Source organism: Burkholderia sp. Z1, assembly GCF_014893795.1.
Lineage (GTDB): Bacteria > Pseudomonadota > Gammaproteobacteria > Burkholderiales > Burkholderiaceae > Burkholderia > Burkholderia theae.
Genome location: NZ_JACFYL010000002.1, coordinates 2,547,665 through 2,570,648, shown reverse-complemented (window position 1 = coordinate 2,570,648; position 22,984 = coordinate 2,547,665). Strand labels below are relative to the sequence as shown.

The 22,984-nt window shown below is 65.3% G+C and carries 18 protein-coding genes and 3 pseudogenes; 16 read left to right on the top strand and 5 right to left on the bottom strand.

Features of this window, described 5'->3' with window-relative positions; all coding sequences use genetic code 11:
- Positions 1–97: 97 nt before the first annotated feature.
- The 3 genes from H3H55_RS28440 to H3H55_RS28430 all read right to left on the bottom strand — a co-directional run bounded on the left by H3H55_RS28440 (position 98) and on the right by H3H55_RS28430 (position 4,925).
- Positions 98–3,439, bottom strand: a complete 3,342-nt coding sequence (locus H3H55_RS28440) for a hybrid sensor histidine kinase/response regulator (protein WP_193101113.1) — start codon at positions 3,437–3,439, stop codon at positions 98–100.
- Positions 3,439–4,095 (bottom strand): response regulator transcription factor, encoded by a 657-nt coding sequence (locus tag H3H55_RS28435; protein WP_129516749.1) that lies wholly within the window; start codon positions 4,093–4,095, stop codon positions 3,439–3,441. The genes H3H55_RS28440 and H3H55_RS28435 overlap by 1 nt, the downstream gene beginning before the upstream one ends.
- Before the next feature lie 377 nt (positions 4,096–4,472).
- Positions 4,473–4,925 carry a hypothetical protein gene (locus tag H3H55_RS28430; protein WP_193101112.1) on the bottom strand — a complete coding sequence of 151 codons (453 nt, stop codon included), beginning with the start codon at positions 4,923–4,925 and terminating at the stop codon, positions 4,473–4,475.
- Between the two features lie 756 nt (positions 4,926–5,681).
- On the opposite strand from H3H55_RS28430, the pseudogene H3H55_RS37790 reads away from it, so the two are divergent.
- The 4 genes and pseudogenes from H3H55_RS37790 to H3H55_RS37775 all read left to right on the top strand — a co-directional run.
- Positions 5,682–5,783: pseudogene (locus H3H55_RS37790) on the top strand (ESPR domain-containing protein); the annotation flags it as partial.
- 363 nt (positions 5,784–6,146) lie between these two features.
- A pseudogene (locus tag H3H55_RS37785) lies at positions 6,147–8,279 on the top strand (beta strand repeat-containing protein); the annotation flags it as partial.
- A 24-nt stretch (positions 8,280–8,303) separates the two neighbouring features.
- Positions 8,304–8,444, top strand: a pseudogene (locus H3H55_RS37780) (hypothetical protein); the annotation flags it as partial.
- Complete coding sequence (locus H3H55_RS37775) at positions 8,442–9,134, top strand: YadA family autotransporter adhesin (RefSeq protein WP_413463994.1); 693 nt, start codon at positions 8,442–8,444, stop codon at positions 9,132–9,134. The pseudogene H3H55_RS37780 and the gene H3H55_RS37775, both read left to right, overlap by 3 nt.
- A gap of 171 nt (positions 9,135–9,305) precedes the next feature.
- Here the strand turns inward: H3H55_RS37775 and H3H55_RS28420 are convergent, their stop codons facing one another.
- Both H3H55_RS28420 and H3H55_RS28415 read right to left on the bottom strand, forming a co-directional pair.
- On the bottom strand, positions 9,306–10,433 hold the full coding sequence (locus H3H55_RS28420; RefSeq protein WP_193101110.1) for a porin: 1,128 nt from the start codon (positions 10,431–10,433) through the stop codon (positions 9,306–9,308).
- A gap of 177 nt (positions 10,434–10,610) precedes the next feature.
- Positions 10,611–10,925, bottom strand: coding sequence for a hypothetical protein (locus tag H3H55_RS28415; protein WP_226800393.1), 315 nt, complete (start codon positions 10,923–10,925; stop codon positions 10,611–10,613).
- Positions 10,926–11,263: 338 nt separating this feature from the next.
- Here H3H55_RS28415 and kdpF point away from each other — a divergent pair, with 338 nt between their 5' ends.
- The 12 genes from kdpF to H3H55_RS28355 all read left to right on the top strand — a co-directional run bounded on the left by kdpF (position 11,264) and on the right by H3H55_RS28355 (position 22,928).
- A complete protein-coding gene (gene kdpF / locus H3H55_RS37770; RefSeq protein WP_063778223.1) occupies positions 11,264–11,344 on the top strand; it encodes a K(+)-transporting ATPase subunit F in 81 nt (26 codons plus the stop codon).
- A gap of 138 nt (positions 11,345–11,482) precedes the next feature.
- Positions 11,483–13,186, top strand: a complete 1,704-nt coding sequence (kdpA, locus tag H3H55_RS28405) for a potassium-transporting ATPase subunit KdpA (protein ID WP_193101109.1) — start codon at positions 11,483–11,485, stop codon at positions 13,184–13,186.
- A 10-nt stretch (positions 13,187–13,196) separates the two neighbouring features.
- The gene (kdpC, locus tag H3H55_RS28400; protein WP_193101108.1) at positions 13,197–13,907 is read left to right on the top strand and encodes a potassium-transporting ATPase subunit KdpC; all 711 of its coding nucleotides are present in this window, start codon (positions 13,197–13,199) and stop codon (positions 13,905–13,907) included.
- 47 nt (positions 13,908–13,954) lie between these two features.
- Positions 13,955–16,003, top strand: coding sequence for a potassium-transporting ATPase subunit KdpB (gene kdpB / locus H3H55_RS28395; RefSeq protein ID WP_226800612.1), 2,049 nt, complete (start codon positions 13,955–13,957; stop codon positions 16,001–16,003).
- An 80-nt stretch (positions 16,004–16,083) separates the two neighbouring features.
- Positions 16,084–17,784, top strand: coding sequence for a DUF4118 domain-containing protein (locus H3H55_RS28390; protein WP_193101107.1), 1,701 nt, complete (start codon positions 16,084–16,086; stop codon positions 17,782–17,784).
- Positions 17,781–18,503 (top strand): response regulator, encoded by a 723-nt coding sequence (locus H3H55_RS28385; RefSeq protein ID WP_193101106.1) that lies wholly within the window; start codon positions 17,781–17,783, stop codon positions 18,501–18,503. The genes H3H55_RS28390 and H3H55_RS28385 overlap by 4 nt, the downstream gene beginning before the upstream one ends.
- Positions 18,504–18,793: 290 nt before the next feature.
- Positions 18,794–19,567 carry an ABC transporter substrate-binding protein gene (locus tag H3H55_RS28380; protein WP_048250099.1) on the top strand — a complete coding sequence of 258 codons (774 nt, stop codon included), beginning with the start codon at positions 18,794–18,796 and terminating at the stop codon, positions 19,565–19,567.
- A gap of 175 nt (positions 19,568–19,742) precedes the next feature.
- On the top strand, positions 19,743–20,432 hold the full coding sequence (locus tag H3H55_RS28375) for an ABC transporter permease (RefSeq protein WP_048250100.1): 690 nt from the start codon (positions 19,743–19,745) through the stop codon (positions 20,430–20,432).
- On the top strand, positions 20,429–21,142 hold the full coding sequence (locus H3H55_RS28370; RefSeq protein ID WP_048250101.1) for an ABC transporter permease: 714 nt from the start codon (positions 20,429–20,431) through the stop codon (positions 21,140–21,142). Before H3H55_RS28375 ends, H3H55_RS28370 begins: the two co-directional genes overlap by 4 nt.
- Positions 21,143–21,175: 33 nt before the next feature.
- Entirely contained in the window at positions 21,176–21,943 is a 768-nt protein-coding gene (locus H3H55_RS28365; protein WP_042973307.1) for an ABC transporter ATP-binding protein, read from the top strand.
- 86 nt (positions 21,944–22,029) lie between these two features.
- On the top strand, positions 22,030–22,464 hold the full coding sequence (locus tag H3H55_RS28360; RefSeq protein WP_129516758.1) for a cupin domain-containing protein: 435 nt from the start codon (positions 22,030–22,032) through the stop codon (positions 22,462–22,464).
- A 326-nt stretch (positions 22,465–22,790) separates the two neighbouring features.
- Positions 22,791–22,928 (top strand): HHHH-motif protein, encoded by a 138-nt coding sequence (locus tag H3H55_RS28355; RefSeq protein WP_164992092.1) that lies wholly within the window; start codon positions 22,791–22,793, stop codon positions 22,926–22,928.
- Positions 22,929–22,984 lie beyond the last annotated feature (56 nt).

The following is a 22,984-nucleotide window of genomic DNA, read 5'->3' as shown; positions in this document are numbered from 1 at the left end:
CCGCGTCCGGCAACGGCGCGTTGTCCGGCCGACAAGTATAGACAAGTCGCAGCGCTGCCCGGCCGAATGAACCGGGCCATGACCGGGAGCGGCAGAATCACCCGCCGGATGAACCGCGTGCATGCGCGTCCGGCGGGCCGTCCGGCGTGCAAACGACCGGCGCGAGCGTCGCGCGCATCGTCTGCAGTGCATCGGCGATCGCCGCACATTGCGCGTCGATATCGCTGTCCCAGCTTGCGGTCTCGGCGAGCAGGGTGCGCAGATCCTGGCAGTGTTCGACGAGCTGGGAAGGGCCGAGCACCGCCAGCCCGCCGGCGACGCGATGGAGCCAGCGTTCCAGTCGAACGGTGTCGTGCGCATGGACGATCGCGGCCAGTTCATGAAGATCGGTCTCGACCTGTTCGACGAACACCCGTGCGTACTCGTCCGGCACGACGGGAAGCATCGGCGGGTCCGCGTCGTCGTCGGGCGACGTGGTCGCGTCGGACGGCGGATCGACGGGAACCTTGGTGTTCTCGAGGACGTTCGCCAGTGTCGCGAGCGGTACCGGCTTGGTGAGGTAGTCGGTGAAGCCGCGCGCGCGGCCCTCGGCGATATCCTCGGGGCGCGCGCTGGCACTGACCGCGTAGATCGGCAGGCGCATTCCCGAGTTGCGGATCGCGTGCAGCAACGCGAAGCCGTTCATCACGGGCATGTCGATATCGGTCAGCACGACATCGACCGGGACCTTGGCCAGCAGCGCCAGCGCTTCCTCGCCGTTGCCCGCTTCCTCGACGCGTGCGCCGAGCGTCGTGAGCTGATCGCGCAGCAGGCTGCGGTTGAGGAGGTTGTCTTCGGCGATCAGTACGGTCACCGTGTCGAAGTGGGCCCGGGCGGCAGGCGCAGATGCGCCGCTCTGCGCAGGTCGTGCCGTCCGGCGCCGGTGGCCCGGCCGCGCGATCTGGGTGGCGGCCTTGATTCCGATCGGACTGAACAGCGAAACGACGACGTTGCCGCTTTCGTCGGCGTGCGGCACCAGCGGGCCGTCCTGCGTCGCCAGCACGACCGATTCCGATTTGCCCCACCACGCATGGATGTCGCGCGCGGCGAACTCGTCGGTGGCGATCAGGTAGTCGTACGCGCCGGGTTCGAGCGGCTGGCGCAGGTCGGACACGACGACCGGAACGGACGCATCGAGATCGAACAGGCCGGTCAGCCATTCCTGGTATTCGTGCGCACGACAGAGCAGGACGGGCCGCTTCGCCGGCAACGTCCACTCGGCAGACAGCATGGCGGGGTCCTGCGTTCGCAATGGCAACTCGACGACAATGCGGGTGCCGACGCCGACCGTGCTGTCGAGCGAGATATGCCCGTTCATGAGTGCGCAGAGGCGCGAGCAGATCGACAGCCCGAGGCCGGTGCCCCTGGCCTGGGCCAAGCGGTTGCTGTTGCCTTGCGTGAATGGCTGGAACAGTCGCGCCTTGAGCTCGTCGGGGATACCGATGCCGGAATCGACGACGCTGATCTCGAGTTTCTGGTCGACCCAGCGGGCGCGCAGCACGATCTTGCCGGATTGCGTGAACTTGAATGCGTTGCTCAGCAGGTTGTTGACGATCTGCGACACGCGTACGGGATCGAAATACAGCGGCGCCGGGATGGCGCGGTCGAATACGGTGAAGAAGCGCAATCCCTGCTGCGTCGCAAGGTGCGCATAGGACGATGCAATACGGCACAGCAGATCGGTGATCGATGCCCATTCCTCGCTCAGGCTGAGTTCGCCGACATCGATTTTCGAGAAGTCGAGCACGTCGTTGACGACCTGCAGCAACCCTTTCGCGGAACTCTGCATCGCGCGGACGCGCGCCTGCTGTTCCGCCGCGAGCGGGCCCAGCGCGACGAGTTCGATGTTGCCCACGAGCGACGCGAGCGGCGTGCGAATCTCATGGCTCATCGACGCGAAGAAGTTAACTTTCGCACGGGCGGCCTCCTCGCTGGTGCGCTTCGCCTCGCGCAGCAACCGCTCGGCTCGATGATGTTCGGTCATGTCGGTGATGGCGCAGAAAAGCACTTCCTCGCGATCGAGTACGGCCGGCGCGTAGGTGATTTCGAGGTGCATGCTGCCACCCTTGCTGCGTTCCAGCGAGAACGTGAACTGGAAGATGTGCGTGCCGCCTTTGGTCGACACGTCCTGCCGGCGCACGCCGAATTGACCTGCGAGCGTTTCGGGCAGACGTGTGTCGGACGGCTGGAGTCCGAGCAGGTTGCGTGCGAGCTGGTTGGCCACCATGATTTCCATGTTGGCCTTGCGCGCGACGCACAGGCCGACCGGCGTCGCTTGCACGAGAAGATGGTTGAGCATCTCGTTCTCGAGTGCCCGCGATGCTTCGGAGTACGTGCGGGTCAGGAACCGATAGTTCCAGTAGCGGAACATCGCGAGGAGCAGCACGATGAGCGCCGTGGTGACCGACAGGATCAGCAGCAGCTCGAAGCGCATCGACCGGATCTGCTGATCCCATGGCAGCACGTAGATCATGTGCCCGAAGCCGGGCACGGCAGCCGGGCGTCGCAATGCCCAGCCATACTGCGCAATCCAGTGGAATGATCCGTCCGTGCGGTGGGTCAGCGCAGCGTTGATGGCGCGCGCGGCGGCGGCGTCCGATGCCGCGACGAGCGGCGTGCCTTCTTCGTCGATCGCGATCGGAGTCGGTGTTGACAGATCGGCGATCTGCGGCTGCAGTACCTCGCTGAGGTCCATGCTGGTCAGCGCGACGGCGTAGACCGCATCGCCTTTCGTGACGAGCGACGCGGCCACCATCACCGGTATGTCGTTCTTGCCGTGTTCGGGAATGGCGACCCACACGACGCGCTTGGCGCGTGCCGCGGCGAGCGGTTCGTATCCACGCGCGCGAAACCGTTCGTACACGATATCGACGAGCTTTCGGGCCGAGGCTTCGGGTGGCGCGGACATCGGCAGGATCGGCCATGCGTTGAACTGGTGTCCGTATGCGGCGCTGCCGTCGGCCAGAATCATTTGTATGCCGCGGCGCCGGCCGGCCGCGGCCAGCAGCTGCACGGCTTCGTCGCAGCTCTCGCGCAGCGTGACGGCGTCGGCCGACGTGGCCGGCTGAGCCGACGTGCAGCTATGCGGGAACGGCTGTTGATGTGGCGCGAGTACGCCGTTCGCCCGCAGCTCGAGCACCATGTTCGCGGTCAGCAGCGCGCTGCGAAGTTGCAGGACGGCATCGGCCGTGTCCTGCTCGTATGACTGGGCGATCTGTTCTTCGTGACGGAGCGAACTGGAAAGGCGCGCGGTGATCGTGATCGCCGCCGCCGCGATGGCCGCGAAGACCAGCAGCACGATCACCATCGAGAAGACCCGCCGCTCGCGCTTGAGATTGTTTTCCAGCGAATAGAAGGAGCGCAGCGGCGAGTCGTCGAATTCCTTCAGGAAATTCTGCATCAGACAAGCCCCTGCTCGCGGGCATAGGCGATCAGGTCCGCGTTGGTCGTCACGTGGAGCTTCCGCATGGCCGAGCGCTTCTGCGTGGAGACCGTCGTGATGGAGCGGTTCAGCTGGCGGGCGATGTCGGTCAGTGACGTGCCGCGGGCGAACAGCCGGACGATCTCCAGCTCCTTCAGTGACAGCACCGAAGGGCGTACACCGACCGCGAGCTCGCCGGTTTCGGCCAGGCGAGCGGCCATTCCCGGCGACAGGTACGGACGGTTGGCACCGAGCGCGCGCGCGCAGGTTTGCTCGAGTGCGGCGAGATCCTCGTCCTTGCCGACGAGTCCCGCTACGCCCATCTGACACAGCTGGTGCAGGACGCCGCCGTTCGTCAGCATCGTGAAGACGACCACGGGGATGGATTTGTACAGGCGCCCGAGTCTGGCGATCAGCCGCAGCCCGTCCTCGTCGGGCTCGGACTGCTGCATCGCGAAGTCCGTGACGATCAGGTCGCAGGCCTGCTTGCCCAGCGTCTCCAGCAGTTCGTGACCCGACCCGACGCCCGCTGCGACCTTGAAGCCCGGCAGCGCGTCGATCGCACGGATGATGGCGAGTCGGGTGATCGGATGATCGTCCGCCACGATGACTTGGGTGTCCTGCAGTAAGGTCATGTCGACGCTCCGTGGGGCAAGGGTGCCTGGCGAGACGGGTTCCCGGCGGTTGCGCCGCGGGGCGCCCGACCGGCGAGCGGACCGGTGTGGTGGTCGCTCCGTGACGGCGAACCGGATGCAACCGCGGGGCATCCGGCCGATGCGGGATCGGCCGAGCGTCTGCGTCCGTGAAGAAGGGGGCTCGTCATGTGCTGCCTTCCATCGGCGTGGTCCGTGGGGGGCATCGATGCGCCCGGCGCAGTGTGCGCGGACCGGGCGAAGCGTGTCTGGCGCGGCTGCACCGACTTTGCGATTTTTTTTCGAGAAAGGCAAGCCGGGGCGGCCGCGGCCGCGGCCGGGCGCGGGCGGCGGCAACCACGGGGACGCAGGGTCCTTCGCTACCGGCACGGTGGTTTTCCGGTAGGAAAGCGCGGTGCCCGACCGGTTGTGCGTCGCGTGCAGTCGATGTTGAAGCAGTTGACGCGAAAGCCGCCCTCGTCACCCATCGGGTGATGGCACGGAACGGATTGCATCCATATGAAATCGAGCGGAGGAGGAGGCGCCGCGTCGTCCTGTCGACAGTGTTCGGCGGCCGCGAGCGTGTCGCGCGGCGGCGCGAAGCTGGCCGACGCGATGCCGAATATGCCTGCCGTCACGCCCATGCCGGCGACGAGGAGTGTCGAGGCCGCACCCAGCCACCATTCGACCGAGCCGAAATACCAGACGCCGAAAAGCACCATGCAGAAAAGCATGAAGAACACCGGCAGCAGAAACAGCGCAAAGCTGGTCAGCCATTCGCAAATCAAGTAGATGCTTTCGCGCCGGATGCTGCGGCGAGTCCATGAGGTCATAGTGTGGACCGGTTTCGGAATAATCGATCGAGAGGAATGTGAGTTTGTTTTTCTGGACGGTTTTATTTCGACGGGGATTATCGTCGGGGGTGAGGTGGAGTTCGCGGGATTTCCCGGAAGCTTGGCGAAGTCGGGTGCTTTGAGAATCTCGAAATGCCACGGAGAGACTAGTTTAAGGGAGGTGGCGTTTCTCGGAAATCGTATAAGTTCGAAAATCAATCATCGGGATTGATCGTGCATCGAGGTGGCGCTGGTCAATATCGCACGAGTGCTGCATCGATGTGGCCCCGGTTCGGTTCCAGCCCCGATTCGCGATTCTCCGGAACATGCCGGCGCCTGCCGCTCCGTGCTACCCAGCACTGACGCGGTGTGTTTCCGCTCCATTTGCCTGGTCGGTTTCCTGGCGCGTATTTCAAGGTTTCTGACATTTATTTCGAAGAAATTCTATATCCCAAAATTACTCTGGACGATATCTTGATGATCGATGGATATGCCGAATTTCAGGTGATTTGCGGTGTTTGGGTAAATGCAGATCCGCCGTTTTAGTGGTTGATATTAATCGGCGCTCATCCAGATTGACTGGCGCAAGTTGAGTTTCCAATTGTCGCGCGAGTCATCCTTCCAGCGTAATCGGTACGCCGATTTCGAGTTTCCGGCTGCATCGCCGGATTGCTTGGATATTCAATCCGTTGGACGTTAATTGATCTTCGCCGAGCGCCGGAAACGGGATACGGCGGTAAAACAGGGGTGGTTGTAATGAATCGAATCTTTCGGGTTGTATTCAATCGGGTGCGCGGGGCGTGGGTCGTCGTGAGCGAACATTGTTCGGCGACGAGCAAGCGAAGCAAGTCGGAGCGCCAGGGCGACTCGCGTTGTATCGACGGGGCGGGCGAGCGGACGACAGGGTTCAGGCTTTCGGCACTGGCCGGCGTCATCGCGCTGTCGTCGCTGCCGGTCCTTTCGTTTGCCGGTGCATCCGGCGCGTTTTCGAACGACGTCGCGTACTTCAACGACGGAACCGATTCTTCTTGTACCGCGCTGGGCGATCCCAGCTCGATGGGGCAGGCGAATAGCCCTGCGTGCCAGATGGCGATCGGTGCCTCGACCAATCAGGCGAGTTTTGCCGCCGTCGGCCCGACTCTGCATATGACATTGAACGGGAACGGGCTGTTTCTCAACGTCCCGATGGAAGTCTACGGCACCGGCAACTTGATCCACGGAAGCCTGAGCCTCTTCAGCGTTGACGGCGTTACCGCGAATTCGCTCACGGGTGTCGCGAACGGCAAAGTGGCTGCAAACAGCTACGACGCCGTCAATGGCGGGCAATTGTTCAGCCTGTCGACGAGCGTCTCGACCGGGTTGAGCACGACGAACAATACGGTAACGAGTCTGTCGACGTCGACGGCAACGAGTGTCGGTTCGCTGTCGACGGGCCTGAGCACGACGAACAATACGGTGACGAGTTTGTCGACGTCGACGGCTACGAGTGTTGGTTCGCTGTCGACTGGCCTGAGCACGACGAACAATACGGTGACGAGTCTGTCGACGTCGACGGTCACGAGCGTTGGCTCGTTGTCGACGAGCTTGAGCGCGACAAACGACACGGTGACGAACCTCTCCACGTCGACGGCCGCGAGTGTTGGTTCACTGTCGACGGGTTTGAGCGCGACGAATAGCGATGTATCAAATCTATCCACCGGTCTTGGCGCAACGAACGCGAACTTGACGAGCCTCTCGACCGTCGTTGCTGACTCTGTTCAGTACGACGATGCGGCCCATACCAAGGTCACGTTGGGCGGTGGCAGCGCATCATCCCCGGTGACGCTGTCCAATGTTGCTGCAGGCGTGGATCCGACCGATGCGGTGAATATGAGCCAGCTCACGTCACTCTCGACGTCGACGGCCTCGGGTCTCGGTTCGCTGTCGACGGGCTTGAGCACGACAAACGACACGGTCACGAGCCTGTCGACGTCGACGGCAACGGGCCTTGGTTCGCTGTCGACGGGCCTGAGCACGACGAATGACACGGTCACGAGCTTGTCGACGTCGACGGCCACGAGCGTTGGCTCGTTGTCGACGGGCTTGAGCACGACAAACGACACGGTAACGAGCCTGTCGACGTCGACGGCCACGAGCGTTGATTCGCTGTCGACTGGCTTGAGCACGACGAACGACACGGTAACGAGCCTGTCGACATCGACGGCCACGAGCGTTGGTTCGCTGTCGACCGGCTTGAGCACGACAAACGACACGGTGACGAGCCTGTCGACGTCAACGGCCACGAGCGTTGGTTCGCTGTCGACCGGCTTGAGCACGACGAACGACACGGTAACGAGCCTGTCGACATCGACGGCCACAAGCGTTGGTTCGCTGTCGACAGGCCTGAGCACGACGAACGACACGGTAACGAGCCTGTCGACATCGACGGCCACAAGCGTTGGTTCGCTGTCGACTGGCCTGAGCACGACGAACGACACGGTGACGAGCCTGTCGACGTCGACGGCCACGAGCGTTGGTTCGCTGTCGACTGGTTTGAGCACGACGAATGACACGGTCACGAGCTTGTCGACGTCGACGGCCACGAGCGTTGGTTCGTTGTCGACGGGTTTGAGCACGACGAACGATTCGGTAACGAGCTTGTCGACATCGACGGCCACGAGCGTTGGTTCGTTGTCGACGGGTTTGAGCACGACGAACGACACGGTAACGAGTTTGTCGACGTCAACGGCCACGAGCGTTGGTTCGTTGTCGACTGGCCTGAGCACGACGAACGACACGGTAACGAGCCTGTCGACATCGACGGCCACGAGCGTCGGCTCGCTGTCGACCGGCCTGAGCACGACAAACAACACTCTTGCGAGCCTGTCGACATCGACAGCAACGAGCCTCGGCTCGCTGTCGACGGGCCTCAGCGCGACGAACGACGCTGTGACGAGCCTGTCCACGTCGACGGCGACCAATCTCGGCTCGTTGTCCACGGGCCTGAGCACGGTGTCCGGTTCGGTCAGCAGCCTGAGCACGAGCCTGACCAACATCCAGGCGGCGGTCGGCAACGCGGTTTCGTACGACAGTCCGGCGCAGGACAGCGTGACGCTCGGTGGCGTCGGCGCGGCCACGGCGGTGCGGCTGACGAACGTCGCGGCAGGCGACATCGCGGCGGCCAGCACCGACGCGGTGAACGGCAGCCAGCTCTACGCGCTGCAGAGCCAGTACAACGTGCTCAGCACGCAGATCGCCGGGATCAATACGACGATCACCTCGATGCAGACCGTGTCGGGCTCGGCGTCCGACCAGAACAGCACGGCGATGGGCATCGATTCGCAGGCGTCGGGCGCGAACAGTACGGCGACGGGCGGCAATGCGCAGGCGTCGGGCGACAACAGCACGGCGACGGGCGGTAGCGCGCTGGCGTCGGGTGACAACAGCACGGCGACGGGCGGCAACGCGAACGCGTCGGGCAGCAACAGCACGGCGACGGGCGGCAATTCGCAGGCGTCGGGCGACAACAGCACGGCGATGGGCGGCAACGCGGCGGCCTCGGGCAGCAACAGCTCGGCGATCGGCGGCAATTCGGTCGCGTCGGGCGACAACAGTACCGCGACGGGCGGCAATTCGGTGGCGTCCGGCGTCAACAGCACCGCGAACGGTGCCAACGCAACGGCCTCGGGCAGCAACAGCACCGCAATGGGCAGCAGCGCGGTCGCGTCCGGCGAGAACGGCACGGCGGTGGGTGGCAATGCGAGTGCGAGTGGCGCGAACAGTACGGCGCTCGGTCAGAACGCCACGGCGTCGGGCGTCAACTCGGTCGCGCTGGGCGCGGGATCCGTCGCGAGCGCGCCGAATACCGTGTCGGTCGGTTCGCCCGGCAACGAGCGGACGATCAGCAACGTGGCGCCGGGTGTCAACGGCACGGACGCGGTCAACGTGAACCAGCTGAACCAGGCGATGGGCGGCCTGCAAGGTCAGATCAACGATGTCGCGAAGTGTGCGTACTCGGGTATTGCCGCGGCGACCGCACTGTCGATGATTCCGTCTGTCGACCCGGGCAAGACGCTGTCCGTTGGCATCGGCGGCGGTTCTTACCGCAGGGAGCAGGCGGTCGCGCTCGGCGGCACCGCGCGGATTACGCAGAACCTGCAGGTCCGCGCTGGCGTCGGCATGAGCGGCTCCGGCACGGCGGTCGGCGTCGGTGCGTCGTACCAGTGGTGATCTGACGTCCCGTTCTCGGCGTCATGCCAGCCCCGGCGCATTGCGGCGCGCCGGGGCTTTTTTGCGTGGACGGAATGCGCGGCTTGCTTGCGCGTCGATTGGCATCGCGACCGGACGTCGTGCCACTCACGTGACCGTAGCGGCCCGTTCCGACGCACGATGCCACCCGCGTCAGAACCGATGCCGGATGCCGACCGTCGCGACCACCTGCGTGTTCGTCGACGAAGCCGCGAGCCCCGTGACGTTCGCGAACCCGAGCGTCGTGCCCGACGGCACGCCGAACTGGTGCTGGTACACGGTTTCCGCATACACGTCGGTACGCTTGCTCAGCGCGTAGTCGGCCATCAGCGTCACCTGATGCCATTTCGGCCGGTGGCTGCCGGTTGCGTCGTCGTAGCGGCCTTCGGTGAACGTATAGGCGCCCGCGAGCGAGACCGCCGGCGTCAGCGCGTAGCGCGCATTGACCTCGTAGTTGTCGAAACGCAGTGCGTTCAGCGCGCCAGGCAGCGACGACTCGGCCGTTTCGTCGAACATTGAATGCGTCCACAGTGCGCCGACCGTCAGCCGGTCGAACGCGTAGCTGCCGCCGGCGCCCATCACGCGCTGGCGCACGGCCGGGAAGTTCGCCCCGTCGTTGTTCGACAGCGCACCGCCGGCCGTCAGCCCGCCGCGGTTGAGCTGCAGGTACGCGGCGCCGAGGTTGACCGGCCCGTTCGCATACGACACGCCCGCGCTGTACGCGCGGTTGTTCGCGAAGCCGCCGGCCGCGTTGCTGAACCCGTACAGGCCGCCGAACTGCCAGCCGGCGAGCGTCGGGCTCGTGTATTTCACCGCGTTGTCGATGTAGAACGAATCGTCGATGTTGTCGTTGTCGAACGGATGCGACGCGAGGTTGTTGCCGTCGCCGTTGTTCGCCATCGCGAGCGGGCCGAGATAGTCGACGACGGCGTCGTACTGGCGGCCGAGCGTCAGCGCGCCGTACTGGTCGCTCTGCAGGCCGACGTACGCGCGGCGGCCGAACATCGTGTTCCGGTACGACTGCGTGCCGTTGTTCAGGTTGAAGCCGTTCTCGAGGCGGAACAGCGCATGCAGGCCGCCGCCGAGATCCTCGTTGCCGCTCAGGCCGAAGACGGTATTCGACAGCAGGCCGCTGCCTTGCTGCCATGCGTTTTTACCCGTCTGGTTGTTGGTATAGACGATACCCGCGTCCAGCATCCCGTAGAGCGTGACGCTGCTTTGCGCATGCGCGGCGGCGCCGAAGAATGCGAGGGAGAGGGTACCGACGACTGCTTTTTTCATGGAGAGTGCTTCCTGGAAAGGCCCGTCACGACGGGAACGACGATCCGTCGCGCGCACCGGCGGCGAACGCACGCGGCTCGTGAAGAACCGCGCGCGTTCGCGCCGGATACGCGCGTTCGAATCGATGAAAGGGTGGGGCGCGTGACGCGTGTCACGCGTGGCCGCGGCGAACGCCGGCTAGTGCTGCAACAGGCGGATCGTGCCGAATTCGGCGGCCGGCAGCAGGCGGAGGATCGACAGGATCGCCGGCGACGCCTGCGAGCGCGCGACTTCGAGCTCGATGCACGCGCGCCCGGTGCGGTTGTCGATCGCGGCGGTGTAGAAGTTGAGCGCGGCGCCGACGGCCTGATGCAAGCGGCGCCGCACGAGCGCGAGGTTGTCCGATTCGACGCGGATCGACAGCAGCACGAGTTCGTCCGCGGGGGACCGGCGCCGCGAACGAACGGGCGGCAGATCGCGTGAAGCAGCGGATTCGGTTCTGGTCGGTTTCATGCTTTCATCCCCGGGTCGCATCATGCTCCGCACCGCGGAGATCTCGTGTTGTTCATGGCGCCCATTCTATGAGCCGCAGTGGTGATACGGTGTATAGACTCGCATCGACCCTGAAAAGAACGCGTAAAGACACCGGTTCCACTGGCTTTCTTCTTTACGGCTTTTTTATTCCCTGTAAAGAAAATGAACACCGCTTTGATACGCGGATTTCTACACTGTCGCATCCCATTCGCCAGCCGAGCATGGGGGCGTCATCCGGGCTCGCGCCGATACGGCAAGGCCCGATGCGCCGACGATCGCGTGGATAAGCCGCGCAACCGAACAAAAAGGGGAAAGCCATGTTGTGGATCACCGGCGCGTTATCGATCGCGCTCTTTATCTATCTGTTTCATGCGTTGATCAAGCCCGAGCGGTATTGATCGGCGCGATTCAACAGCAATTCGAAACTATCGGTGGATGTCATGAGCGATCTGCTTTTCGTACTGTTCACGCTCGCGTTCTTTGTATTGACGGCCGGTTTCATCACCGGCCTCGACCGGATCTGAGCGAGCGTCGACATGTTCAACAACTTCATTCAATTCGCGATCGTTCTCGCGATCATGCTGGCGCTGGTGCCTGTCGTCGGGACATGGCTCGCGCACGCCTTCACGAGCCCGCGCCATGCGTGGGCCGAACGCCGTACCTATGCACTGCTCGGCGTGAATCCCGACGAAGCGATGTCGTGGCAGCGCTACGGCATGGTGCTGCTGCTCAGCAATGCCGGGATGATGCTGCTCGGCTATCTGCTGCTGCGCATCCAGGATGCGCTGCCGTTCGATGCGCTGCAGCGCGCCGCGCAAAGCCCCGACCTCGCCTTCAACACGGCCGCGTCGTTCATCACGAACACGAACTGGCAGGCGTATGCGGGCGAGAGCAGCCTGTCGAACTTCTCGCAGATGGCCGTCATCACGTTCCTGATGGTGGTCAGCGCGGCAACCGGCGTCGCGGCCGCGGGCGGCTTCATCCGTGGGCTGAGCCGCAAGAGCGCGGCCGACATCGGCAACTACTGGGTCGATTTCACGCGCGTGACCTATCGCGTGCTGCTGCCGCTCAGCTTCGTGATGGCGCTCGTGTACGTGTGGCAGGGCATGCCGCAGACACTCGCGTCCGACGCGTGGGCGACCACGCTCGAAGGCGTGCGCCAGCAGATCGTGATGGGGCCGGTTGCCAGCCTCGAATCGATCAAGCATATCGGCACGAACGGTGGCGGCTTCTTTAGCATGAACGCCGCGCATCCGTTTGAAAACCCGACGCCGCTTACCAACACGCTGCACATGCTGTCGATGCTGCTGATTCCGTCCGCGCTGACCTACACGCTCGGTACGATGATTGGCCGGCGCCGTCAGGGCTGGGTGATTCTCGGCGCGTTCGTCGTGATGTTCGTCGGGTTCCTGGCCGTGATCTATCAGGCCGAGCAGCACGGCAATCCGCTGCTCACCGGGCTCGGCGTCGATCAGCAGATGAGCACCGTGCAGCCGGGCGGCAACATGGAAGGCAAGGAGATGCGCTTCGGCATCGCGCAGACGAGCCTGTTCGCGACCGTCACGACGGCTGCGACCACCGGTTCGGTCGACGCGATGCATGACTCGCTGACGCCGCTCGGCGGGCTCGTGCCGATCGCGCAGATGATGCTGAACAACGTGTTCGGCGGCGACGGCGTCGGGCTGATCAACCTGTTCACGTTCGCGATTCTCACGGTGTTCCTCGTCGGGATGATGATCGGGCGCACGCCGGAATTCCTCGGCAAGAAGATCGAGGCGCGCGAAATGAAGCTCGTGATGCTCGCGGTGCTCGCGCATCCGTTCAGCATCCTCGGCTTTACCGCGCTGGCGGCGATGCTGCACTCGACGGTGGACAGCCTCGCGAACCTCGGCCCGCACGGCTTTAGCGAAGTGCTGTACGCATACACGTCGGGCACGGCCAACAACGGCTCCGCGTTCGCGGGCCTGAACGCGAACACGCCGTTCTTCAACACGACGATCGGCTTCGCGATGCTGATCGGCCGCTACCTGACGCTGCTGCCGATGCTCGCGGTCGCGGGCAGCCTCGCCGCGAAGAAGCGCGTGCCGGAAAGCGCGGGCACGCTGTCGACGTCGACGGGCCTGTTCGCCGGCTTGCTGATCTTCGTGATCCTCGTCGTCGGCGGTCTCACGTTCCTGCCCGCGCTCGCGCTCGGCCCGGTCGTCGAGCACCTGCTGATGTCGGGCGGCCAACTGTTCTGAGGGAAACATCATGATGCAAGGCAATCGCCAGGCAGCGGCCGCCGCCGCGCCGGCACCCGGTTCTTCGTTCGGCGCGGCGACGCGCGGCCTCGTCCGGCCCGTGATCGCATCGTCGGTGCTGTTCATGCTCGTCACCGGCATCGCGTATCCGCTGCTCACCACGGGCGTCGCGAACGCGCTGTTCCCGGCGCAGGCGCGCGGCAGTCTCGTCCAGCGCGACGGCACGACGATCGGCTCGGCGGTGATCGGGCAGCACTTCACGCGCGCCGGTTACTTCCATTCGCGGCCGAGCGCGACGACCGGCACCGATCCGGCCGATCCGTCGAAGACGGTCGACCAGCCGTACAACGCGGCCGGCAGCGGCGCGAGCAACCAGGGCGCGACCAGCAAGAAGCTGCTCGCGGATATCGCGCAGCGCGTGCGGGCGTACCGGCAGGAGAACGGGCTTGCCGACGGCACGCCGTTGCCGGCGGACGCCGTCACCGCGTCCGCGTCGGGGCTCGATCCCGAGATCTCGGTCGCGAACGCACGGTTGCAGGCGGCGCGGGTCGCACAGGCGCGCGGCGTCGATGCCGCGCAGGTTGCGGCACTGGTCGACCGGATCGCCGTGCCGCGCCAGCTCGGCGTGCTCGGCGAACCGCGCGTGCGCGTGCTCGACCTGAATCTCGCACTCGACCGTGCATTCGGCCACGCAGCCGGCGCGCGGCAAGCGCAGCAATAACGGAGTCACTCATGTCTCATATCGAAAGCCCGATCAACCAGGCGGCCATGCCGATCGGCGGCGTGCCGCCGATGCGCTGGACGGCCGTGCTGCGCGAGGCGTTCCGCAAGCTCGCGCCGCGGGTGCAGTTGAAGAACCCGGTGATGTTCGTCGTGTATCTCGGCAGCATCGCCACGACCGCGCTGTGGCTGCAGGCGTTGACCGGCACCGGCGACGCGCCGGCCGGCTTCATCTTCGCGGTCGCGTGCTGGCTGTGGTTCACCGTGCTGTTCGCGAACGCGGCCGAGGCGCTGGCTGAACGGCGCGGCAAGGCGCAGGCCGACGCGTTGCGCGCGGCGCGCAAGCGCGTGTATGCGAAGGTGCTCGACGAGCCGAAGCAGTTCGGCAGCACGAGCCATCGCGTGCCGAGCGACGAGCTCGCCGCCGGCAGCATCGTGCTCGTCGAAGCCGGCGACACGATTCCGGCCGACGGCGAAGTGATCGACGGCGTTGCGTCGGTCGACGAATCGGCGATCACCGGCGAATCCGCGCCGGTGATCCGCGAGTCGGGCGGCGATTTCTCGTCGGTGACGGGCGGCACGCGCGTGCTGTCCGACTGGATCATCGTGAAGATCACCGCGCAACCCGGCGAAGCGTTTCTCGACCGGATGATCGCGATGGTCGAAGGCGCGAAACGCGGCAAGACGCCGAACGAGGTCGCGCTGACGATCCTGCTCGTTGCGCTGACAATCATCTTCCTGCTCGTCTGCGTGACGCTGCTGCCGTTCTCGCAATTCAGCGTGCTGCTGAACGCGTCGGGCTCGGCCGTGAGCCTGACCGTGCTGATCGCGCTGCTGGTTTGCCTGATTCCGACGACGATCGGCGCGCTGCTGTCGGCGATCGGCATCGCGGGGATGAGCCGCATGATGCGCGCGAACGTGCTCGCGACGTCGGGCCGCGCGATCGAGGCGGCCGGCGACGTCGACGTGCTGCTGCTCGACAAGACCGGCACGATCACGCTCGGCAACCGCGAGGCCGTGCAGTTCCGGCCGGCGCCCGGCGTGGACGAGCGTGCGCTGGCCGAGGCCGCGCAACTGTCGTCGCTGGCCGACGAGACGCCCGAAGGGCGCTCGATCGTCACGCTCGCGAAGCAGCGTTTCGCGCTGGATGTGAGGGCGGTCGACGGCAGCATCGCGGTGCCGTTCAGCGCACGCACGCGGATGAGCGGCCTCGATATCGGTGAGCGGCAGGTGCGCAAGGGCGCGGCGTCCGCGATCCGCACGCACGTCGATGCGCTCGGCGGCCCGTTTCCGCAGGCGGTCGAGACGGCCGTCAACGATATCGCGCGGCGCGGCGGCACGCCGCTCGTCGTCGCCGACGGCGCCAGGGTGCTCGGCGCGATCGAGTTGAAGGACATCGTCAAGCACGGGATCGCCGCGCGCTTCGCCGAGCTGCGCAAGGTCGGCGTGAAGACGGTGATGATCACCGGCGACAACCGGCTGACCGCGGCCGCGATCGCGGCGGAAGCCGGCGTCGACGACTACCTCGCCGAAGCGACGCCCGAAGACAAGCTGCGGCTGATCCGCGAGCACCAGGCGAAGGGCCATCTCGTCGCGATGACGGGCGACGGCACCAACGACGCGCCCGCGCTGGCACAGGCCGACGTGGCCGTCGCGATGCACAGCGGCACGCAGGCGGCGAAGGAAGCGGCCAACATGGTCGACCTCGACAGCAACCCGACCAAGCTGATGCAGGTCGTCGAGGTCGGCAAGCAGATGATCATGACGCGCGGCGCGCTGACCACGTTCAGCGTCGCCAACGATCTCGCGAAGTATTTCGCGATCATCCCGGCCGCGTTCGTCGCGACGTATCCGGCGCTCGGCGCGCTGAACGTGATGGGCTTGCACAGCCCGACGTCGGCGATCCTGTCGGCGGTGATCTTCAATGCGCTGATCATCGTCGCGCTGATTCCGCTCGCGCTGAAGGGCGTGAAATATCGGGCGGAGCCGGCCGAGAAGCTGCTGTGGCGCAACCTGCTGATCTACGGCGTCGGCGGGATCGTCGCACCGTTCATCGGCATCAAGCTGATCGACATGCTGTTGACGCCGTTTATCTGACCGAACGCGCCGTCGCGGCCCCGCTCACGCCCTCGCGGCGTGCGCGGGGCCGTTCGGCGTTTCAATTGCCGGAAGCGATCATGGATGTGAACGTGAACGAAGCGAATCGACGGGTAACGGGGCTGCGGGATACCGCCGCCCGCCACCGCGAGGCCGGCGCACGGCACGAGCGCTGGCGGACCGTGCTGCGCGCGTGCGCGGGTATGGCCGACCGCATCGCGGGCGCCGGGCCCGACACGCGGCCGGCGCTGGCCGTGCGCGAAGCGCGCCCGCGCGCGCACGTGTGGGTGTCGCAGTACGCGGTGCCGCTGCTGTTGGCCACGCTCGTCTGCGCGCTGGCGACGCTTGCGGCGAGCGCGCTGCTGCGCGTGTTCGATCTGTCGAACGTCGTGATGCTGTTCCTGATGACGGTGGTGCTGATCGCGCTGCGGCTCGGCAGGCTGGCCGGCGCGTGGGCCGCGTTCGTCTGCGTCGGCTGCTTCGATTTCTTCTTCGTCGAGCCGAGGCTGTCGTTCGCGGTGTCCGATACGCAGTACGTGTTCACGTTCGCGCTGATGCTGGCCGTCGCGCTCGCGATCGGCCAGCTCGCGGCGCGTCTGCGTGCGGAGGCACGCGCCGCGCGCGCGAACGAAAAACGCTCGGCCGCGCTCGCGCGGGTCGCGCACGATCTGTCGGCCGCGATCGAGACCGAGCAGATCGCGTCGATCTGCACCGGCACGATCGCGCCGCTGCTCGGCGTGCGCGTCGCGCTCGTGCTGCCCGATGCGGACGACCGGCTGGCGCCCGTGCCCGGCGCGTGGTTCGTCGATCTGTCGGCTGCGCACTGGACATACGAGCAGGCGCGCAGTGCCGGGTGCGGGATGCCGCCTTTCGAGCGTGCGGCCGCGCAGTACCTGCCGCTGAAGGCGCCGATGCGCGTGCGCGGCGTGCTCGTGCTGTTCGGCGACGCGCAGCCGGTGCCGACGGACCCCGACGATCGTCGCCTGATCGACGCGCTGTGCTCGTCGATCGCGATGGCGCTCGAACGCGTGCACTACGTCGGCGTCGCACAGCACACGCTCGTCCGGATCGAAGGCGAGCGGTTGCGCAACGCGCTGCTGGCCGCCGTGTCGCACGACCTGAAGACGCCGCTGACCGCGATCCGCGGGCTGGCCGAGACGCTGGAGCGGCCCGAGCGTCTGGCCGACGGGCAGCCGGCGGCACTCGCTCACGGCATTCGCAACCAGGCCGAGGCGCTGCACGGGCTCGTCGTGAACCTGCTCGACCTCGCGCGGATGCAGAGCGAAGGCGTGCGGCTCAATCGCGAGTGGCACATGCTCGACGAGATCGTCGGCAGCGCGCTCGCGCATTCGGCCGGGGTGCTGGCCGGCCGCGACGTGAGTGCCGACTTGCCGGCCGACCTGCCGCTGATCGACGTCGACGCGCTGCTGATCGAGCGCGTGCTGATGAACCTGCTCGACAACGCCGCGAAGTATGCGGGTGCGGATGCGGCCGTGTCGGTGCGCGCGCGCGTGTTCGGCGAAACGCTCTACGTGTTCGTCGAGGACGACGGGCCCGGCTTCGTCGCACGCAACACCGAGCCGCTGTTCGAGCCGTTCGAGCGCGAACGCAAGGAATCGTCGATCAGCGGCGTGGGGCTCGGGCTCGCGCTGTGCCGCAGCATCGTCAACGCGCACGGCGGCTCGATCCGCGCGGTGCCGCTCGATCCGCACGGCGCGCGGTTCGAGATTCGCCTGCCATTGGGCGCGCCGCCCGACATCGAACACGAGAGCCGCACATGATCAGATCGAGGGTACTTATCGTCGAGGACGAATCGGACATCCGCCGTTTCGTCCGGATGGCGCTGGAACAGGAAGGGCTCGACACCTGCGAGGCGTCGACGGCCCGCGAGGCGCGGATGTATGCGACGAGCAGCAAGCCCGATCTCGTGATCGTCGATCTCGGGCTGCCGGACGACGATGGCAAGACGTTCATCCGCGAGCTGCGCGAGTGGTCGACGGTGCCGGTGATCGTGCTGTCGGCGCGGCAGCAGGAAGTGGAGAAGGTCGCGGCGCTCGACGCGGGCGCGGACGATTACCTCCCGAAGCCGTTCGGCGTGCCCGAACTGCTGGCGCGGGCACGTGCGCAGTTGCGGCGCGCGGCGTTCGTGTCGGCCGACGGGCAAACGTCGTCGGTTGTGCGGTTCGGCGACGTGACCGTCGATCTCGGCCGGCACGAAGTCGTCCGCGGCGGCGCGCCCGTCCACCTGACGCGCCTCGAATTCCGGCTGCTCGCCGCGCTGATCCGCGCGCGCGGCGGCGTGATCGCCGCGCGGCAACTGCTGGCCGAGGTTTGGGGCATCCACGACGCGGATCGTGCGCACTACGTGCGCGTGTACATGACGAACCTGCGGCAGAAACTCGAACCCGTGCCGGCGCGTCCGCGGCACCTGCTGACGGAACTGCAGTTCGGCTACCGGCTGGTCGGACTGGAAACGGTCGGCGCGGCCCGGGGAGTATAGACAGGTGCCACGTGCCGTCCGGTCTTGACTGTAGGCATCAAGAAAGTCTTAATTCAGCATTGCGTAATGCGTAATTAATTGAAATATAAGGATATTCTCGACCCGCGACTAAAACTCGCCGACATAGAGATAAACACGGATTGCTGGCGATGCCCCCGAAAAGGCAAAGTTGTATGTACAACTTCGGATGTCGCCAAAAGGGGCGATTTCCGGGTTGGAAGGGTTCGCGGCGGAGTCGCCGTGCCGGCAGCGCCGGCGCCCTTGCCCAGTTCGCCTCTGACAGGAACGCCATGAAGAAACTCGCGCTCAGTATTGCCCTTGCCTGCATCGCGGTCGGTGCCCACGCCAAGGATTGGTCGACGATCCGGTTCGGCGTCGACGCCAGCTACCCGCCGTTCGAATCGAAGGACGCAAGCGGCAAGGTCGTCGGCTTCGACGTCGATCTCGGCAATGAGATCTGCGCCCGCCTGAAGGCGAAATGCGTGTGGGTCGAAAACGACTTCGACGGGATGATCCCGGCGCTGAAGGCGAAGAAGTTCGACGGCGTGCTGTCGTCGATGTCGATGACGCCGGCGCGCGCCGAGCAGATCGCGTTCTCCGACAAGCTGTTCAACACGCCGACGCGCCTCGTCGCGAAGAAGGGCGCAAACCTGCAGCCGACGGCCGAATCGCTGAAGGGCAAGTCGGTCGGCGTCGAGCAGGGCACCATCCAGGAAACCTACGCGAAGGCGTACTGGGCGCCGAAGGGCGTGCAGGTCGTGCCTTACCAGAACCAGGACGGCGTGTACCAGGATCTGACGTCCGGCCGCCTCGACGCGGCGCTGCAGGACGCGGTGCAGGCCGACATCGGCTTCCTGAAGACGCCGCGCGGCGCGAACTTCGAATACGCCGGCAAGGACATCGACGATCCGAAGACGCTCGGCAACGGCGCCGGCATCGGCCTGCGCAAGGACGACGCCGACCTGAAGGCGAAGATCGACCACGCGATCGCCGACATCATCAAGGACGGCACGTACAAGAAGCTCGAGAAGAAGTACTTCGCGTTCGACGTCTACGGCGGCTGACCGACCATGCGGCGCGCATCGGCTGCGGTGCGCGCCGCGTCTGTTACCGGGCGCCGCCCGCGTCACGGGATGCGTCGGGCTTGATGAGCAGGTTGCATCAGGTAGTGCGTAGAAATCGTTTGATGCGCGGGTAATGGCTATTGACAATCCAGCCACATCGTTCTGGATCCCTTATATGATCTTCCAAGGATTTGGCCCGCTGCTGTGGGCCGGCACGGTCGAGACCGTGAAGCTCGCGGTGCTGTCGCTTGCCGCGTCGCTCGTGCTGGGCCTCGTCGGCGCGAGCGCGAAACTGTCGACGAACCGCATGCTCAAGGCGATCGGCACCTTCTACACGACGCTGATCCGCGCGGTACCGGATCTCGTGCTGATGCTGCTGCTGTTCTACGGGATCCAGATCCTGCTGAACAACTTCACCGACATGCTCGGCTGGGACCAGATCGACATCGACCCGTTCGTGGCCGGCGTCATCACGCTCGGCTTCATCTACGGCGCGTACTTCACGGAAACATTCCGCGGTGCGTTCCTCGCGGTGCCGCGCGGCCAGCTCGAAGCAGGCTTCGCGTACGGGATGAGCGGCTGGCGCGTGTTCCGCCGCATCCTGTTCCCGCAGATGATGCGCTTCGCGCTGCCCGGCATCGGCAACAACTGGCAGGTGCTCGTGAAAGCCACCGCGCTCGTGTCGATCATCGGCCTCGCCGACGTCGTCAAGGCGTCGCAGGACGCGGGCAAGAGCACCCTCGATTTCTTCTTCTTCACGCTGGCCGCAGGCGCGATCTACCTCGCGATCACGACGGTGTCGAACGTCGTGCTGCATCACCTCGAGAAGCGTTATTCCGTCGGCGTCCGGAGGCTCGCACTGTGATCGAACTCGTCAGCCAGTATTGGCAAAGCTATCTCTACACCGACGGCTACCGTTTCAGCGGCCTTGCGATCACGCTGTGGCTGCTGGTCGTGTCGATCGCGCTGGGCTTCGCGCTCGCCGTGCCGCTCGCGATCGCGCGCGCATCGTCGAACCGCTGGATCTCGGGCCCGGTGTGGCTCTATACGTACGTGTTCCGCGGCACGCCGCTCTATGTGCAGCTGCTGATGTGCTACACGGGCATCTACAGTCTGCAGGTCGTGCACAATCACGTGCTGCTCGACACGTTCTTCCGCAACGCGATGAACTGTACGCTGCTCGCGTTCGTGCTGAACGAATGCGCGTATGCGACGGAGATCTTCGCGGGCGCGATCAAGTCGACGTCGGCCGGCGAGATCGAGGCCGGGCAAGCCTACGGGATGTCGCGCTTCAAGCTCTATACACGGATCATCCTGCCTTCCGCGCTGCGCCGCTCGCTGCCGAGCTACAGCAACGAAGTGATCCTGATGCTGCACGCGACGACACTCGCGTTCACCGCGACCGTGCCCGACATCCTGAAGGTCACGCGCGACGTCAATTCGGCGACGTACATGTCGTTCCAGGCCTACGGCATCGCGGCCGTGCTGTACGCCGCCGTCGTGTTCACGCTCATCTGGGTGTTCCGCAAGCTCGAGACGCGCTGGCTCGCGTATCTCTCGCCGCGCAGCCATTAATGCATTCGCAAGATTCGCAAGGAAGGACCAAGCATGTACAAGCTCACCGTTGACAACCTGCACAAGAAGTTCGGCGACAACGAGGTGTTGAAGGGCGTGTCGATGAAGGCGAAGGCCGGCGACGTGATCAGCATCATCGGCTCGAGCGGCTCCGGCAAGAGCACGTTCCTGCGCTGCATCAACTTCCTCGAGCAGCCGTGCTCGGGGCAGATCACGATCGGCAGCGAGCCGATCCAGACTACGCGCGACCGCAACGGCTCGCTGCGCGTGGCCGACCAGAAGCAGCTGCAGCGGATGCGCACGAAGCTGTCGATGGTGTTCCAGCACTTCAACCTGTGGGCGCACATGACGGTGCTCGAGAACGTGATCGAGGCGCCGATGGCCGTGCTCGGGATCGGCAAGGACGAAGCGATCGCACGGGCGCGCAAGTATCTGGAGAAGGTCGGCCTCGCGCCGCGCGTCGAAGGCATGTATCCGTCGCACCTGTCGGGCGGCCAGCAGCAGCGCGTCGCGATCGCGCGTGCGCTCGCGATGGAGCCCGAAGTGATGCTGTTCGACGAACCGACGTCGGCGCTCGATCCGGAACTCGTCGGCGAAGTGCTGAAGGTGATGCAGAAGCTCGCCGAGGAGGGGCGTACGATGGTCGTCGTCACGCATGAGATGGGCTTCGCGCGCAACGTGTCGAACCACGTGATCTTCCTGCATCAGGGGAAGATCGAGGAAGAAGGGAATCCGCAGGAGATTCTCGTGAATCCGAAGAGCGAACGGCTCGGGCAGTTTTTGTCGGGGCGGTTGAAGTAAGTCGGCAGCGTTGCGGCCGTCGATCCATCCGTGCTGGAACGCTAAATGCTTGTCACGCGTGATCCTGTCGATGAAGGAGCATCGCGATGAGCACGCCGACGACCACCCATTTTTCCCATGTGAAGCCGCAGGACACCGCGTATCAAGGCGAGGGCCTGCGCGACTTCTTCCTGTACCGAGATCTCGGCATTGCGGCCGCGACGAACGGCAAGGTCGTCGCGCAGCTCGTCAGGGCGAATCATGCACCGGCGGCGGGCACCGGCTGGCACCGTCACGAGGCCGAGTTCCATATCGTGATCATGCTGAAGGGCTGGGCGCGCTTCATGTACGGCGAGCAGGAAACGCTGGTGTCCGCCGGCGACTGCGTGCATCAGGCGCCGGGGATCGTTCACTACCTGTTCGATTACTCGCCGGACATGGAGTATCTGGAGATCGTTGGGCCGGCCGATTTCAAGTCGATCGACGTCGACGGGCCGTGCGAGGTGCCCGCGCCGACGCCGTGGGGAGAGACGGGGGCGTAGCCGCCGGTTGATTCTGTCTGCGCGTCATGCGCATGCTCGCGACAAACCGCCTTCGGGCGGTTTTTTCTTGGGTCTTGTCGCCGCGCACGCTGCCGGCTCCGGTAACAACGACCGACTTCAGCGCACGAGAGCTTCATTCGAATTCCGAAGGGTTTCAGTCGTGAAAGCTTCGAAAGCAGGCGGGGCGTTTTTGTCAGCTTCGCGTGACAATTTGTTACGCGCTGTCAAAGATCGTCAATTCGGCGCAAGTGCGTGCACGGCCTGTCGACGACCGGCGTTAAGGAGGTACCAGCCGGATCACCGGCTGCCCTACCCAGGAGAATGTCATGACCCGCATCGCGAAGATCCTGACCGCGACGGCCGTTGCCTGCGTCGTCCTCGTGCCGACGCTTGCCGAAGCCCATTCGCACCGCGTGTGCCATTACGATCACCACCACCATCGCGTGTGCCGCTGGGTGCGGTAACCGGGATATCCCTCGGGTACGCCCGGGACGCTTTCACCATTCAGGCAAATCAGGAG

Bases quoted from the DNA above. Each gene is read 5' to 3' on its own strand.
- H3H55_RS28430 (WP_193101112.1), bottom strand. From the start codon at position 4,925: ATGACCTCATGGACTCGCCGCAGCATCCGGCGCGAAAGCATCTACTTG.
- H3H55_RS28375 (WP_048250100.1), top strand. From the start codon at position 19,743: ATGATCTTCCAAGGATTTGGCCCGCTGCTGTGGGCCGGCACGGTCGAG.
- H3H55_RS28365 (WP_042973307.1), top strand. From the start codon at position 21,176: ATGTACAAGCTCACCGTTGACAACCTGCACAAGAAGTTCGGCGACAAC.
- H3H55_RS28355 (WP_164992092.1), top strand. From the start codon at position 22,791: ATGACCCGCATCGCGAAGATCCTGACCGCGACGGCCGTTGCCTGCGTC.
- H3H55_RS28415 (WP_226800393.1), bottom strand. From the start codon at position 10,925: ATGAAACCGACCAGAACCGAATCCGCTGCTTCACGCGATCTGCCGCCC.
- H3H55_RS28390 (WP_193101107.1), top strand. From the start codon at position 16,084: ATGGATGTGAACGTGAACGAAGCGAATCGACGGGTAACGGGGCTGCGG.
- H3H55_RS28385 (WP_193101106.1), top strand. From the start codon at position 17,781: ATGATCAGATCGAGGGTACTTATCGTCGAGGACGAATCGGACATCCGC.
- kdpC (WP_193101108.1), top strand. From the start codon at position 13,197: ATGATGCAAGGCAATCGCCAGGCAGCGGCCGCCGCCGCGCCGGCACCC.
- kdpF (WP_063778223.1), top strand. From the start codon at position 11,264: ATGTTGTGGATCACCGGCGCGTTATCGATCGCGCTCTTTATCTATCTG.
- H3H55_RS28420 (WP_193101110.1), bottom strand. From the start codon at position 10,433: ATGAAAAAAGCAGTCGTCGGTACCCTCTCCCTCGCATTCTTCGGCGCC.
- kdpB (WP_226800612.1), top strand. From the start codon at position 13,955: ATGCCGATCGGCGGCGTGCCGCCGATGCGCTGGACGGCCGTGCTGCGC.
- H3H55_RS37775 (WP_413463994.1), top strand. From the start codon at position 8,442: ATGGGCGGCAACGCGGCGGCCTCGGGCAGCAACAGCTCGGCGATCGGC.
- H3H55_RS28440 (WP_193101113.1), bottom strand. From the start codon at position 3,439: ATGCAGAATTTCCTGAAGGAATTCGACGACTCGCCGCTGCGCTCCTTC.
- H3H55_RS28435 (WP_129516749.1), bottom strand. From the start codon at position 4,095: ATGACCTTACTGCAGGACACCCAAGTCATCGTGGCGGACGATCATCCG.
- H3H55_RS28380 (WP_048250099.1), top strand. From the start codon at position 18,794: ATGAAGAAACTCGCGCTCAGTATTGCCCTTGCCTGCATCGCGGTCGGT.
- H3H55_RS28360 (WP_129516758.1), top strand. From the start codon at position 22,030: ATGAGCACGCCGACGACCACCCATTTTTCCCATGTGAAGCCGCAGGAC.
- kdpA (WP_193101109.1), top strand. From the start codon at position 11,483: ATGTTCAACAACTTCATTCAATTCGCGATCGTTCTCGCGATCATGCTG.